Genomic DNA, 13,167 nt, shown 5'->3' with positions numbered 1-13,167 from the left:
ACACGCAGCAGACATGTCCGCAAACCATCGGGCATGTCTGCTTTTTCTGTCTACTCCATCAGCGCCGCAGACTTCACCAGCGCCACGACGGAGTCCCCCGGCGCCAGCCCCAGTTCTTCCACCGACTGCAGGGTGATCCGTGACAGCAGCAGCTGGCCGTCCGCCAGCCGGCAGCTGATGGTGCATCGGTGCTCATCACTCTGTTCAATCCGTTCGACTCTCACCGGCATCATGTTGCGGATGCTGATACCTTGCGGTTGCGTCAGGGCCAGGCTGACATCGCTGGCGAGAATACGCAGCCGGTGCAGGCTGGTAAGGTGGCTGGACTGGCCGCTGACCTGAAAAGGTACCGAAGGCCGGCCGTCGCCACCCCGGGTGACGAACTGCCATTGCCCGTCGTCAGTCTCCCGAAGATCCCCCTGCAATACTGCCGCCGGTCCCTCATCGCTGAACAGCGGGGAATCGGGTCGGGTCAGCGCCTCCCGCAGGGGTTCAATCCTTTCGATCCGCCCCTGGGCCATGAAGGCCACCTGATCCGCCAGCTGCTCCACCTCCCGGGCGGAGTGGGTCACCAGCAGCATGGGTACCCCGGTGTTGGTGGACAGGCCGGACAGAAACGGCAGGATCTCCCGTTTGGCAGTGGTGTCCAGCGCCGACAGGGGTTCATCCAGCAGCATCAGTTGCGGGCTTGTGAGCAGGGCACGACCAAGGGCAACCCGCTGGCGCTGGCCGCCGGACAGGGTGTGAACCGGCTGTTGCAGGAGTTCATCCAGGGCCAGAAGGGGGCGGATGGTTTCCGGGTGAAGGCGGCGCTGGCTCTCAGCTGTGCGGCGGTAACCGTACATCAGGTTCGCTTCCACCGAGAGGTGAGGCAGCAGGCTGGACTCCTGGAATACCAGTCCCAGCCGGCGCCGGTTTACCGGCAGGCTCCGGTGGCCGGCCTGCCATACCTCGTCGTTGAAGGACACCTCGGCATTCCTCAGCTTTTCCAGGCCGGCAATTAGCCTCAGGAGCGTGGTCTTGCCGCAACCGGACCGCCCGAACAGTGCGGTAATGCCGTCGGTTGGCAGGGCATCGTTGACCGAGAGTGTGAAGTCCCCCCGTTGTAGCCGGGCGCTTACCTGGAGCGTCATGGCCGCACCCCGTCGAACCGGCGGTTGAAGCTGTACACCGCCACCAGTACCGCAAAGGCAAAGATCAGCAGCCCCAGGGACAGTCGATGGGCGGCGGCATAGTCCATGGCTTCCGCGTAGTCATAGATCAGTACCGACAGCACCTGGGTCTCACCGGGAATACTGCCCCCCAGCATGAGGATGACACCGAACTCCCCCAGGGTGTGGGCGAAGGTGAGGGTGGCGGCCACGATGAAGCCACCCCGGCACAGGGGCAGGGTGACGGTAAACAGCCGGTCCAGCGGCCCCGCACCCAGCGAGGCCGCCACCTCCACCGGACGCGTGCCGAGGTGACGGAAGGCTTCCATCAACGGCTGAACCGCAAAGGGCAGGGAGTAGATGACGGAAGCCACCAGGATGCCCTCGAAACTGAACGCCAGGTGAGTCAGGCCCATGGCCTCCAGGGTCTGGCCGACTGGCCCCCTGGGCCCGAGAGCGATCAGCAGGTAGAAACCCAGCACCGTCGGCGGCAATACCAGTGGCAAGGCCACCAGTGCCTGCACCACCGTTCGTGAAGGGGATTGCCGATGGGCCAGCCACCAGGCCAGGGGCGTGGCGAGCACCAGCAGAATGGCAGTGGTGAGGGTGCAGAGCTTCAGGGTGATCGCGATCGCCTGCCAGTCCTGGGGGGAAAGCTCGGGCATGGGCTGTCAGTCCTCCTCCGGCGCTTCGAAGCCGTACTGCTCAAGGATCGCCCGGGCGTCGGTGGACAGCATGAAATCATGGAAGCGCTGGGCTTCCCGCTGGTCTGCACCTCGTCGGGTGATCACCATGGCCATGGTCATCGGGCTGTGAAACTTCTGGTCAATAAGCGTGTAGGGCCGGTCCGCCAGCTCCGGTGTAAAGGTCAGTGACCAGGCAATCAGGCCGGCGTCGGCAGCGCCGGACTCCACCATGGCGGCGGTCTGGCCGATGTTCTCTCCGTAGACCAGGCGTGGCTCTGCCGTCTGCCACAGATTCAGCGCCTGAAGCACTTCCCGGGCGCGCTGACCATAGGGGGCGTGGCGGGGCTGGGCAATGGCAATGCGGCGGATATCACTACCTGCCAGCTCTTCCGGCACTAGCGGGGCCCGTTGAGGGTCCCTGTGCCAGAGCACGAGTCGCCCAATGGCGTAGGGCTCAGGGTCGGTGGTACTTGCTCCCTGTTCGGCGAGATGAGTGGGATAGGTTTCGTCTGCCGAGAGGAAAATATCGTAGGGTGCCCCGTTCAGAATCTGGGTGGCTAGCTTGCCGGAGGCGCCATAAATGACCCGGACCGGGCTGTCCGGTCTCTGCTGTCGGAACGCGGCTTCAAGTTCTGGCATGACCTGTCGCAGGCTGGAAGCGGCGGCGATGGTGAGGGCATGGCCCGGAAAGGCAAGGACAAGCAGGCCAAGTAACAGGGCAATGCGCATAGTCAGGGTGAGTCTCGTGAGTTTCCATCAGACTATCCTATTTGGCCGGCGGTTCAAATTGCCGGAACTACCCACAAGCACCGGTTTCCTGGGACTGGATTGCCTGGAAAGGCGGGGGCGCTAAACCGCGGTTTTTCCCTAAACTATAGCGATCCCGTAAGCTAATAGCTTGAATGTATTGGCTAATAGCCCCCTGTGTTCTAGGTTTATGGCAAAACCGTACACAGGGAGTCAGCTATGTCCGATACCCATGCCGAGGGTGCGGAAACCACCAGCCGCAAGCGTTCCGAGCTGCGGCTTTTTGTTTTTCTGGTGGTGTTCCTGTTCCCCATCCTGGCGGTGGCCGTTGTGGGCGGCTACGGCTTTCTGATCTGGATGACCCAGCTCTTCCTCGGGCCCCCGGGGCCACCGGCCTGAATGAGCGCTGTCTGGATGAGCCGGCCCGGAGGAATACGCTGATGGGTGTTGTTGAATCCCGCCGTGCCCTGTTCCTGGGTCGGAACCGAACGGTGGCAAACCGCAAACGGCCGCCATGGACCGGGGAGGATTTCACCGATAGCTGTACCCGTTGCGGCGAATGCATCAAGGCCTGCCCGGAGCAGGTGCTGGCACCGGGCGATGGCGGCTTCCCCCAGGTGGTGTTCCGCGGCGAGGGCTGCACCTTCTGTGGGGAGTGCGCCAGAGTCTGTCCGGAACCGGTATTTGACTTCGCGCGGGAAGCCTTTCAGTGGACTGCCCGGGTTGAGAGTCAGTGCCTGGCCCATAGCGGTGTGCATTGCCAGAGCTGCCAGGATGCCTGCGAGCCCCGGGCCATCCGCTTTCGGCCGCAGCTGGGGCGTCCGCCGGTGCCGGAGATTTCTGAAGACGTCTGCACCGGTTGTTTCGCCTGTGCCGCCGTCTGTCCCCAGGACGCAATCACCCTGCAACAACCACCACCGGAAACGGAGATCGGGTATGACTGAGGCGGCTTCTGACGAAGTGCATATCGCCAGTTTCATCGTGCACTACCAGCCCGGCCAGGACGATGAGCTCACGCTGGCCCTCAACGCCATGGCGCAGGTTGAACCCCAGCCGGCGGATTCAGCTGGAGCCGGCAAGAGGGTGGTGATCTGCGAGGGACCCCACCAGGGCCATATCCTCGATCAGATGGAGGCCATCGAACGCCTGCCCGGTGTGTACGGATGCTCCCTGGTCTATCACGAGGTGATGAGTGCCCGTGAGGCGGACCAGCAGATGATCACCGAAGTGAAAAGCGCCTGATGTGACGTGAAACCGGCCCGCAAGGGCCACAGAACAACAGGAAGAACACCATGAAACTGACCCGACGAGAATTCGCCAAGGCAAACGCCGCTGTGGCTGCCGCAGCTGCCGCCGGGCTGTCTGCACCAGCGGCAGCCAGCAACCTGGTGACCAACCGGGAACTGACCGAACTCAAGTGGAGCAAGGCCCCCTGCCGGTTCTGTGGCACCGGCTGCAGTGTCATGGTGGCCACCCGTGACGGCCGTATTGTCGCCACCCACGGCGACAGCCAGTCGGAAGTAAATCGTGGTCTGAACTGTGTGAAGGGTTATTTCCTGTCGAAGATTCTTTATGGCCGCGACCGGCTGACCCGGCCACTGCTGCGCAAGCGTAACGGTGAGTTCCACAAGGACGGTGAGTTTGAGGAAGTCAGCTGGGACGAAGCCATGGACATCATGGCGGAAAAATTCACCAGCGCCATCCGGGAGCATGGTCCGGAAAGCGTGGGCATGTTCGGCTCTGGCCAGTGGACCATCTGGGAAGGCTACGCCGCCAGCAAGCTGTTCAAGGCCGGCTTCCGCAGCAACAATATCGACCCCAACGCCCGCCACTGCATGGCCTCCGCCGTGGCCGGGTTCATGCGGTCCTTCGGTGCGGATGAACCCATGGGGGTGTATGACGATATTGAGAGTGCCGACGCCTTCGTGCTCTGGGGCTCCAATATGGCGGAAATGCATCCCATTCTGTGGACCCGGGTCACCGACCGCCGGTTGTCCAACCCGGATACGGAAGTGGCGGTGCTTTCCACGTACGAGCATCGCTGTTACGACCTGGCTGACCTGGCGATGACCATGCACCCCCATGCGGATATCGCCATTCTCAACTTCATCGCCAATTACATCATCCAGAATGATGCGGTAAATCGGGACTTTGTCGACCAGCACACCAATTTTGTGCGCGGCGCCGATGACATTGGTTACGGCCTGCGCCCGGAGGATCCACGGGAGTCCTCGGCCGCCAACGCCCGCAACCCCAATAACTGGGATCCGATCGATTTCGAGGCCTTCGCCGAATTTGTCCGGCCCTACACTGTCGAGCGGGCGTCGGAAGCTTCCGGCGTACCGGTAGACCGGCTCAACCGGCTGGCGGCCCTCTACGCTGACCCCGGCAAACGGGTGACCACCTTCTGGACCATGGGGGTCAACCAGCATACCCGGGGCGTATGGGTGAACAACCTGATCTACAACATCCACCTGCTCACCGGCAAGATTGCCACCCCGGGTAACAGCCCATTCTCCCTCACCGGCCAGCCTTCGGCCTGCGGTACGGCCCGGGAAGTGGGCACCTTCGCACACCGGCTGCCAGCGGATATGGTGGTGACCAACCCGGAGCACCGGGCCACGGCGGAGAAAATCTGGAAACTGCCGGAAGGCACCATTCCGGAAAAGCCGGGCTATCACGCGGTGCTGCAGAGCCGCATGCTCAAGGACAGCAAGCTGCGGGTGTACTGGACCCAGGTCACCAATAACATCCAGGCCGGGCCCAACACCATGCAGGAAACCCTGCCGGGCTGGCGTAACCCGGACACCTTTGTGATCGTATCCGATATATATCCGACGGTGTCCGCCCAGGCCGCCGACCTGATCCTGCCGGCGGCAGGCTGGGTGGAAAAGGAAGGTGCCTTCGGCAACGCCGAACGGCGGACCCAGTTCTGGCATCAGCTGGTGGCCCCGCCGGGGGAGGCCCGTTCGGATCTCTGGCAGACCATGGAACTGTCCAGGCGCATCCGGGTATCCGACGTCTGGCCCGAGGAGCTCCTGGCCAGGGCCCCGGAGTTCCGCGACAAGACCCTGTTCGACATCCTGTTCCGTAATGGCAACGTCGACCAGTATCCGGTTGAGGATCTCAACAGTGACTACGAGAACCATGAATCTGCGGATTTCGGCTTCTATGTCCAGAAAGGCCTGTTCCAGGAGTACGCCCGGTTCGGTGCTGGCAAGGGCAAGGACCTGGCCGACTTCGACACCTACCACCGGGTGCGCGGCCTGCGGTGGCCGGTGGTGGATGGCCAGGAAACCCTGTGGCGCTACCGGGAAGGCTCCGACCCCTACGTGGAGGAAGGTTCCGGTTTCCAGTTCTACGGCACGCCGGATAACCGTGCACGCATCTTTGCGGTGCCCCATGAGCCGCCGGCCGAATCACCGGATGAGGACTATCCCTTCTGGCTATGCACCGGGCGGGTGCTGGAGCACTGGCATACCGGTTCCATGACCCGTCGGGTAGGTGAGCTGCACAAGGCGGTTCCCGATGCCTTGCTGTACATGCACCGGGACGATGTCCAGGAGCGGGGGTGGCGCCGGGGCAGCGAAGTCCGGGTAATCAGCCGTCGGGGTCAGGTCAGCATGCGAGTGGAGACCCGGGGCCGGGTGAGTGTGCCCCGGGGCATGGTGTATGTGCCTTTCTTTGACGCCGGCAAGCTGATCAACAAGGTGACCCTGGACGCCACTGATCCGATTTCCAAGCAGACCGACTTCAAGAAGTGCGCGGTCCGCCTGGAACTGGTACGCCTGGCCTGAGGAGGAATACTGATGAATACCCTGATTGTGCGAATAGCCGTCATCGCCCTGGCCGGAGCCCTGTCCATCACCAGTGCCTCAGCCCAGGACCGGTCACTGGCGGCACCAGCCCCTGACGGTTTACGCAAGGGGGGTACCCTCCACGAGGACCTGTCAGCCCCTCCTATCGCCGGCGACCCGCGGGATGTCCAGCGGGAAGTGCGCAACTATCCTGAGCAGCCTCCGGTGATCCCCCATGTCATCCGGGATTACCAGGTGGACCGTCGCTTCAACAAGTGCCTGGACTGCCACAGTCGGGAAGCTGCCCCGGATGCGGGTGCGCCCATGGTGAGCGTGACCCATTTCATGGACCGCGATAACCAGGTACGGGCGGATGTGACCCCCGGGCGCTACTTTTGCACCCAGTGCCATGTGCCCCAGACCGATGCCGACGAACTGGTGGAGAATGATTTCCTGCCGGTCGATCAAGTTATCCGGCGCATGCGGGAGGATAGCGAATGAAGGCCTGGCTGAAACGCTATTGGGATCTGCTGCGCAAGCCCAGTGTGCACTTCAGTCTGGGCTTTCTGACCCTGGGCGGGTTTATTGCGGGCATCATCTTCTGGGGCGGATTCAATACCGCCATGGAAGTGACCAATACCGAGCAGTTTTGCATTGGTTGCCATGAGATGGAGTCCAACGTCTACCAGGAGCTCCAGGGTACCATCCACTGGAGCAACCGCTCCGGTGTTCGCGCCACCTGCTCGGACTGTCATGTGCCCCATGGCTGGACCCACAAGATCGCCCGCAAGATGGAAGCTTCGAAAGAGGTCTGGGGCTGGATTTTCGGCAGTATCAATACCGAAGAGAAATTCGAGGCCAAGCGGCTGGAGCTGGCCCAGCGGGAGTGGCACCGACTGAAAGCCAACGACTCACTGGAGTGCCGGAACTGCCACGAGTTCGACTCCATGGACCTGGCGGTCCAGGACGAGCGAGCGGCAAGGGCCCACTCCACATCGCTGGCGGATGGTGACAAGACCTGTATCGACTGCCACAAGGGCATCGCCCACGAGATGCCGGACATGGCTGGGGCCGCGATGAACTGAGCCCCGGGTGTGTGATATCGGGGCCCTGGTGGTGCGGCGCCCCTATGGATCGCCCCGCTGACAGGAGGCCAGCAGGGCCTTCATGGCTGTCAGCCCAAGCGCTTCGACCCGTTCGATGTTCCGCTGTGGTATGGCTGCTGTATCCGGGTAGGAGGCTATCGCCTGCTCCAGACTGGACTCCCTGAGCAGGTGGAGCATCGGCCAGGGGGAACGATTTGTGTAATTCTCTGCCGCATCGTCTGCGGTGCCCGCGAACTGGTATTGCGGGTGAAAGCTCGCAATCTGCAAGACGCCTTCCAGTTCCAGCATTTGCACCAGGCCGTCCGCCACATCCAGGAAGTCGTTGTAATCCTGGAAATCCTGCAGCACTTCCGGGTGGATCAGCAGCGTGGTTTCTATACTGTCGTCGTCGGCAAGTTGCAGCAGCTCCTGCTGCAGTTCCATTAACAGTTCTTCGAGTGTCTGAGCTCCGGTTACGGTAAAGCGAATCCGGTTGTTGACCAGCTCGCGCCGGGCGAAAGGGCACAGGTTCAGGTCGATAACCACCTTTTCCACCCATTGGCGGGTGGCGTGAATAACAGCTTGTTCGTTCATGGAGGTGGCGTTCCCGGTTGTCAGGTCAATTTACTGGCAGCCTATGATACAGTGCCCGCCCTCTGAAAGGGTGGGTGGATAGCATGGCGCTGCTGATTCTGGTAACCGTTCTCTGGGCGTTTTCTTTCAGCCTGATTGGTGAATTCCTGGCCGGGCACGTGAACAGTGATTTTGCCGTGCTCAGCCGGGTATTGCTGGCGGCATTGCTGTTCCTGCCTGTGACCCGCTGGGCCGGTGTGCCGGGGCGCCTGAAGCTGGGCATCATGGTGACCGGGGCCCTGCAGTTCGGCATTACCTACCTGTGCCTGTACCGCTCGTTTGCCTACCTATCGGTACCCGAAGTGCTGCTGTTTACCGTGTTCACGCCGCTGTATGTGACGCTGATCGATGATGCCCTTTACCGCCGGTTTTCCCCGGTGGCCCTGCTGGCGGCTGCGGTGGCAACGTTGGGCGCCGGCATCATTCGCTACGACGGCCTGAGCCAGGATTTCCTCACAGGCTTCCTGCTGCTGCAACTGGCCAACTTCACCTTCGCCGCCGGCCAGGTGGGTTACAAGCACCTGATGCAGGCCTTCCCGCTGCCGGTGCCGGCCTGGCGTACCTTCGGCTACTTCTTTTTCGGGGCACTGGTGATCGCCGCGCCGTCGTTCATTGTTTTCGGGGATGCCGGCCGGTTACCGGCCACGGGCCTGCAGTGGGGTGTACTTGCCTGGCTGGGCGCAGCGGCTTCCGGCCTGGGGCTTTACCTGTGGAACCGGGGCGCCTGCCAGGTGGACGCCGGTACCCTGGCAGTAATGAACAACATGCTGGTACCTGCCGGATTGCTGGTAAACCTGCTGATCTGGAACCGGGAGGCTGATCTGCTGCGGCTGTTTGTCGGCGGTGCCGTTATTGCCTTCTCGCTGTGGGTGAATGCACGGTTCCATCCCCGGGCAAAGCTCGACCTCGCGACATAATGCCGCGGGACCCTCGTATGGGCGCATTAGTGACATTTCCTTACACTCTGTGTGCTTTCTAATTGTTAAGATTCGGTCCTGTTGACTAAAGTCAAGCAAGCCTCTGCCGATACGCCACCAGTCCAATATCGGCAGTGCCCGCTACCGGTACCTCCACAAGTCAGGAAGTCTGTCCGCCATGCGCAATAACGGTCCCGTCACTCAACGCGAAGCAAAGATGAAGCCGGGCAGCCGGCTGATCAGTACGACAACGCTGAAGGGCGTGATCACGCACTGCAACGATGACTTTGAGGAAATCAGTGGCTTTACCCGTGAAGAGCTGATCGGCCAGGCTCATAACATTATCCGTCATCCCGACATGCCCCAGAGTGTGTTCAAGGCCATGTGGGACACCATCAGTGCCGGCAAGCCGTGGATGGGTGTGGTCAAGAATCGCTGCAAGAACGGCGACCACTACTGGGTGAGTGCCTATGTGACGCCCATTCTTGAGAATGGCGAGATGACCGGCTTCGAGTCAGTCCGCGTTGAACCGACCCGGGAGCAGGTGGCCAGGGCATCCCGCTTGTACAGCCGGATTTCCGCAGGCAAGCAGCCCCTGTCGGTCGGTACCCATCTCCGATCCATGGTGCGGGCCGGCTGGCCCCTGGTGATCCCGCTGATCACCAGCCTGGTGGCTCTGGGGTGGGGTGCGTTCTGGCCAGGTGTGGCGCTGATTGTTGGCGGTATTGCTGCCGGAGGCTTCGTCCAGATGGCAGCGGTCAACGCACGCCTGAGGTCACTGATTGAGCTGCGCCCGGAGGCCTTCCGGGATCCTCTCGTGGCCCGCACCTATTCGGACGAGAGTGGCCGGTTTGCTGAATTGGGCATGGTGCTGATGAGCGAGAAAGCCCGTATACGCACCGCCCTGGCCCGAATCGAGGACCGTGCTGATGACCTGATGCGTACCGCACGGGAAGGCTATGAACAGATTGCCGAAGGCGCGAACGCCATCGAACGGCAGCGACAGGAAACCGACCAGGTGGCCTCGGCCATGAACGAAATGACCGCTTCCATCCAGGAGGTCGCCAATACCGTAAACCAGAATGCCGAGGGTGCCCGCCAGGCCAATGAGCTTGCCCACAGTGGCGGCGACCTGAGCCATGAAGCGCTTCAGGCCATCGAGCAACTGGTGAGACAGGGGGCCACTATCGGCGAGTCGGTCAGTCGCCTGGGTGAGTCCACCGACAAGATCGGTGACGCCGCCCAGCTGATCTCCGATATCGCCGAGCAGACCAACCTGCTGGCGCTGAACGCCGCCATCGAAGCGGCCCGGGCCGGCGAACAGGGTCGCGGCTTTGCGGTGGTCGCCGACGAGGTGCGCTCCCTGGCCCAGCGCACCCGCCAGTCCACGGTGTCTATCCATGAAGTGATCGAGAACTTCCGTGCCCAGGTGGAGGAAGTGGTTGCCGCTACCCGTCAGGGCGAGGAAATTGGTAACCAGGGCCTGGCCAAGGTCCGGGAAACCGAAGCGGCGCTCAAGGATATCGTACAGAACATCGAGGGCATCTCGGACAGCTTCATGACCATGTCGGCGGCCTTCGAGGAACAGAGCCAGGTGTCGGACGAAATCAACCAGCAGGTGGTCAGCATTGCCGGGCTGGCGGATTCGTCCACGGAAAAGGCGGAGGGTGCCAAGAGTGCCAGCAACGACGTCAGTCGTCAGGCCAGTGGCCTGAATGACCTGGTGGCCCGGTTTATCAGCCGTCAGTAGGCACCTTCCATCTGTAATGGGCCGGTTTTATACCGGCCCTGCACTCCTTTTTGCCATTCTCCCCAATAACTGCTCACAATCTCACCATTCTTGCTGGCATCAGCGGCGCCAGACTGGCAAAATTCGCCGCCAATTGCTGGTAACAGGCAGGGGACGCCCGGAACAGTCAGGGAAAGCCACGACCAGTGACCTATTCTTTTTTTCAACTGAATTTCACTGAACGATGACAGGGTTTCACTATGTCTGACACTAACCTGGCCAGCCGCGGTAACTGGTCTTCCCGCATGGCCTTTATCCTGGCCGCTGCGGGCTCTGCCGTAGGTCTGGGTAATATCTGGAAGTTCCCCTACATGACCGGGGAAAACGGCGGCGGTGCCTTTGTACTGATCTACCTCGCCTGTATCGCCATCATCGGTGTCCCCATCATGATGGCGGAAGTCTTTGTGGGCCGTAATGGCCGCCGCAACCCGGTGGCCAGCATGCGCCTGGTGGCCGAGCGCAACCTCAGCAATCCGGCATGGCGCGTCTCCGCCATCATCGGTGTGTTGGCGGCGTTTGTCATTCTGTCCTTCTACTCCGTTATTGGCGGCTGGTCGGCGTCCTACGTCATGCACTCGGCCGTTGGCGACTTCGCCGGCCAGGACGCCGATGCCGTAGGGGCTATTTTCGGCGACCTGCTGGCCAGTCCCGGCATCCTGCTGTTCTGGCACACGGTGTTTATGGGCCTGATCATCTTCGTGGTTTCCCGTGGCCTGAAGTCCGGTCTGGAGCGTGCCGCCAAGATCCTGATGCCGGCCCTGTTCATCCTGCTGCTGCTGGTGGTGGCCTATGCAACCACCACCGGCCACTTCGGCCAGGCCCTGGACTTCCTGTTTACCCCGGATTTCAGCGCGGTCACCTGGGAAACCGCCCTGCAGGCCCTGGGTCAGGCGTTTTTCACCATGAGCCTGGGTATGGCAATCATGATGGCCTATGGCTCCTATCTGGGTAAGGACGTCTCCATCGGCCGTGCCGCTGTGGGCGTCGGTATCATGGATACCCTGGTTGCCCTGCTGGCGGGCCTGGCGATTTTCCCGTTTGTGTTCGCCAACGGACTGGAAGCCGGCCAGGGCCCGGGCCTGATCTTCGTTACCCTGCCGCTGGCCTTTGGTCAGATGCCGCTGGGTGTGGTGTTCGCAACTGCCTTCTTCGTATTGCTGCTGTTCGCCGCCTGGACTTCCGGCATCTCCCTGCTGGAGCCAGTGACTGAGTGGGTCGAGGAAAAGTTCGCCATGTCCCGTACTGGTGCGGCCATCCTGGCGGGTGTTGCCTGCTGGCTGCTGGGTATCGCGTCTATCCTGTCCCTGAATGTCTGGTCGGATGTCTATCTGCTGGGCATGTTCGATCGCTTTGCGGAAACCGGTATCCTGGATCTTCTGGACTTCTTCACCGCGAACATCATGCTGCCCCTGTCTGGTCTGCTGACGGCGCTGTTCGTCGGCTGGTGCGTAGCGAAGGAATCCCTGCAGGACGATATGGCCATGTCCGATGGCCTGTTCAACCTGTGGCGTAACCTGCTGCGTTATGTAACGCCGATTGCCGTACTCGCAGTCTTCATCTACAACCTGATGTAAAAAAGCAGGCAAGCAAAAAGCCTGAAAGCCGGAGGCCCGGTACCCCCGTCCGAAACAGTCAGAGAACAGGGTTCTCGTTTTGGACGGGGGTACCGGGCCTCCGGCGTTTTGCACCAGGCACGAGAGAGGATCTGCCCGAGAATATAGGGTGCTTCCTGATGGATCGGGTCCGGGTATGGTCCTTCGAAACGCAAAACTTCGTTTTCCTGACTGTTTCGAAGGACCACACCCGGACCCTCTGGCGAGAATCGTCAGAAGGAGTTCGGCGAGACAGCGGCTTCGCGTCCCTTTCTTCGAAACGAAAACCCTGTTTTCTGACTGTTTCGAAGAAAGGGCCCCGAAGTCTCTGGTGGGGGGCCCGGGACAACGTTGATCTGAAACGACTCCGGCGATCTCTAAACACGAACCTTGTGTTCCGACCGTCTCGAAGGAAAGCCCCGAACACTCTGCCAGGCGAGTACGAAGACAGGGAGCCTCCGGGTAACCACTTTCGAAACAGTCAGAGAACAGGGTTCTCGTTTCGAAAGTGGTTACCCGGAGGCTTGAGCACGGAGTTCCGTCTTTAGCGTTCGTGCACAAAAAAGCCGTGAGTCCATTGTTGGGCCCACGGCTTTCCATGACGAGGCGTTTACAGCCGGAAGCGAGCGACCTGGCTACTCAGATCATCGCCGAGTCTCGCCAGCTCGTTGCTGGAACTGGAAATCTGCTCGGCCGCCGTGGCGGACTGATCACTCACATCGCGAATCTGGGTAACGTTCTGGTTGATGTCTTCCGCCACCGAGGTCTGT

The 13,167-nt window shown here is 61.4% G+C and carries 13 protein-coding genes; 9 read left to right on the top strand and 4 right to left on the bottom strand.

Going from position 1 to position 13,167, the window contains the following annotated elements; translation table 11 throughout:
• Positions 1 to 50: 50 nt before the first annotated feature.
• Genes modC through modA form a run of 3 tightly spaced genes read right to left on the bottom strand, consistent with a single transcriptional unit; the run spans position 51 to position 2,566 of the window.
• Entirely contained in the window at positions 51 to 1,133 is a 1,083-nt protein-coding gene (gene modC, locus ACESMZ_RS10240) for a molybdenum ABC transporter ATP-binding protein (RefSeq protein WP_372972573.1), read from the bottom strand.
• Positions 1,130 to 1,816 (bottom strand): molybdate ABC transporter permease subunit, encoded by a 687-nt coding sequence (gene modB, locus ACESMZ_RS10235; RefSeq protein WP_372957657.1) that lies wholly within the window; start codon positions 1,814 to 1,816, stop codon positions 1,130 to 1,132. The genes modC and modB overlap by 4 nt, the downstream gene beginning before the upstream one ends.
• 6 nt (positions 1,817 to 1,822) lie before the next feature.
• A complete protein-coding gene (gene modA / locus ACESMZ_RS10230; protein ID WP_372972572.1) occupies positions 1,823 to 2,566 on the bottom strand; it encodes a molybdate ABC transporter substrate-binding protein in 744 nt (247 codons plus the stop codon).
• Between the two features lie 237 nt (positions 2,567 to 2,803).
• On the opposite strand from modA, the gene napE reads away from it, so the two are divergent.
• The 6 genes from napE to ACESMZ_RS10200 are packed head-to-tail and all read left to right on the top strand — an operon-like array spanning position 2,804 to position 7,466.
• Positions 2,804 to 2,983 (top strand): periplasmic nitrate reductase, NapE protein, encoded by a 180-nt coding sequence (napE, locus tag ACESMZ_RS10225; RefSeq protein ID WP_372957659.1) that lies wholly within the window; start codon positions 2,804 to 2,806, stop codon positions 2,981 to 2,983.
• A 41-nt stretch (positions 2,984 to 3,024) separates the two neighbouring features.
• Complete coding sequence (napF, locus tag ACESMZ_RS10220; RefSeq protein ID WP_372957660.1) at positions 3,025 to 3,528, top strand: ferredoxin-type protein NapF; 504 nt, start codon at positions 3,025 to 3,027, stop codon at positions 3,526 to 3,528.
• The gene (locus ACESMZ_RS10215) at positions 3,521 to 3,826 is read left to right on the top strand and encodes a chaperone NapD (protein ID WP_372957661.1); all 306 of its coding nucleotides are present in this window, start codon (positions 3,521 to 3,523) and stop codon (positions 3,824 to 3,826) included. Before napF ends, ACESMZ_RS10215 begins: the two co-directional genes overlap by 8 nt.
• 50 nt (positions 3,827 to 3,876) lie before the next feature.
• Positions 3,877 to 6,381 carry a nitrate reductase catalytic subunit NapA gene (napA, locus tag ACESMZ_RS10210; RefSeq protein ID WP_372972571.1) on the top strand — a complete coding sequence of 835 codons (2,505 nt, stop codon included), beginning with the start codon at positions 3,877 to 3,879 and terminating at the stop codon, positions 6,379 to 6,381.
• Positions 6,382 to 6,393: 12 nt separating this feature from the next.
• Positions 6,394 to 6,882, top strand: coding sequence for a nitrate reductase cytochrome c-type subunit (locus tag ACESMZ_RS10205; RefSeq protein WP_372972570.1), 489 nt, complete (start codon positions 6,394 to 6,396; stop codon positions 6,880 to 6,882).
• Positions 6,879 to 7,466, top strand: coding sequence for a NapC/NirT family cytochrome c (locus ACESMZ_RS10200; protein ID WP_372957664.1), 588 nt, complete (start codon positions 6,879 to 6,881; stop codon positions 7,464 to 7,466). The genes ACESMZ_RS10205 and ACESMZ_RS10200 overlap by 4 nt, the downstream gene beginning before the upstream one ends.
• A 42-nt stretch (positions 7,467 to 7,508) precedes the next feature.
• Here the strand turns inward: ACESMZ_RS10200 and ACESMZ_RS10195 are convergent, their stop codons facing one another.
• Complete coding sequence (locus ACESMZ_RS10195) at positions 7,509 to 8,060, bottom strand: DUF1415 domain-containing protein (protein ID WP_372972569.1); 552 nt, start codon at positions 8,058 to 8,060, stop codon at positions 7,509 to 7,511.
• Between the two features lie 83 nt (positions 8,061 to 8,143).
• Between ACESMZ_RS10195 and ACESMZ_RS10190 the strand changes: the two genes are divergently transcribed.
• The 3 genes from ACESMZ_RS10190 to ACESMZ_RS10180 all read left to right on the top strand — a co-directional run bounded on the left by ACESMZ_RS10190 (position 8,144) and on the right by ACESMZ_RS10180 (position 12,379).
• Positions 8,144 to 9,016 carry an EamA family transporter gene (locus ACESMZ_RS10190; protein ID WP_372972568.1) on the top strand — a complete coding sequence of 291 codons (873 nt, stop codon included), beginning with the start codon at positions 8,144 to 8,146 and terminating at the stop codon, positions 9,014 to 9,016.
• A gap of 178 nt (positions 9,017 to 9,194) precedes the next feature.
• Complete coding sequence (locus tag ACESMZ_RS10185; protein ID WP_372972567.1) at positions 9,195 to 10,766, top strand: PAS domain-containing methyl-accepting chemotaxis protein; 1,572 nt, start codon at positions 9,195 to 9,197, stop codon at positions 10,764 to 10,766.
• Positions 10,767 to 11,005: 239 nt separating this feature from the next.
• Positions 11,006 to 12,379, top strand: a complete 1,374-nt coding sequence (locus ACESMZ_RS10180; RefSeq protein WP_372957668.1) for a sodium-dependent transporter — start codon at positions 11,006 to 11,008, stop codon at positions 12,377 to 12,379.
• Positions 12,380 to 13,167: the final 788 nt, after the last annotated feature.

Source organism: Marinobacter sp., assembly GCF_041690615.1.
In the GTDB taxonomy this organism is placed as follows: Bacteria; Pseudomonadota; Gammaproteobacteria; order Pseudomonadales; family Oleiphilaceae; genus Marinobacter.
The sequence above is the reverse complement of the archived record's forward strand: the minus strand, read 5'-3'. Positions and strand labels throughout refer to the sequence as shown.